Source organism: Ruminococcus sp. 210702-SL.1.03 (assembly GCF_020559915.1).
Taxonomy (GTDB): domain Bacteria; phylum Bacillota; class Clostridia; order Oscillospirales; family Ruminococcaceae; genus YE71.
This window is the reverse complement of record NZ_JAJCLZ010000098.1, coordinates 1-1,056: the sequence shown is the minus strand read 5'-3', so window position 1 is coordinate 1,056 and position 1,056 is coordinate 1. Positions and strand designations below refer to the sequence as shown.

At 57.9% G+C, this 1,056-nt stretch carries 1 protein-coding gene; it reads right to left on the bottom strand.

Translation table 11 applies throughout. From position 1 onward, the window contains the following. On the bottom strand, positions 1 to 1,056 hold a 1,056-nt coding region (locus tag LI114_RS13555; RefSeq protein ID WP_227221110.1), incomplete at both ends, for a hypothetical protein.

Here is a 1,056-nt window from a genome sequence, read left to right as displayed (position 1 = left end):
CGCTGACTTTGTAGCTGTCCTCGCCGACGGTGTATATGACGCTGTGGGTGCGCTGAGCGGCAAGCTGTATTTCCGACATATTCGCAAGCGCCGAGTCTGCCGACTTCTTCTCCTGCTCCGAAAGCTCGGCTATCGCGGTGTTCGCCGCGTCTATCTGCTCGTTTACGGTGCGCATAGCTTCCGAAGCCGTAACGTATGCCGTGTTGACAGCCGCGCCGTAATCGCTCTGCATATCAGTGCCCGCTGCAAGAGCGGCAGTGCGCTCATCGGTCGCATTTTTCAGCGCTTCTTCTGCTTTTGCTTGCTCCTTGTACAGCTCGACAAGGCTTTCCTGCGCCGCTTGTGCCTTAGCCTGCCTGTTATAGCTTGTGACCACCGCTTCGATAGCCGCGCGGTTCTTGTTCAAGTGCCCCGTAGTGCTGTCTATTGCAAGCCCCAGTTTGGGCATTCCTTCGTTGAGCGACTGCACTATGCTTTCCATCTCGGCTTGCTCCGCCGAGGTAAGCGAAGTCTGCGCGTTCAGCTCTTCGAGCCTATCGACCATGCCGACATACGCCGCGCTGCTTTCCTCCGCGCTGTTCATGTTCTCATCAAACTTCTGCGACGTTTCGGCTATCGCCTTAGCCGCTTCGTGCGCCGCGTTCACAACCCCCTGCGTGTCCGCGCTGAGGTCGGTGAGGGGGTCGTGCGCTTCGTCGATTTCTTCCGTAATGCCGTCAATGATACTTGCAAGCATTTGTCCGCCAGCCGCTGCCGCAGCTATCGCTATACTGCCGCCCGTCATGCTGTTTTTCAGCGATGTGCCCGCTTTGAGAGCCGCCGTGCGCAGCACTTCGAGCGAGATGGTAACGCCTTCGAGCTTGCCGAGTATCTGCGCCGCCGCTATCTGCGTTATTATCGCCGCAAGCACTATCTTTACGCCCTCAAGCTCAGCCTTGCTCACACCCAGCTTCTTAGCTATCCCGTCCTCCAGCGCGTCGCCGAGCTTGTTAAGCTGCTGTACGCCCTGCTTGCCCATGCGGATAAAGTTATCCGCGAAATTTCCCGCGCTCTCGT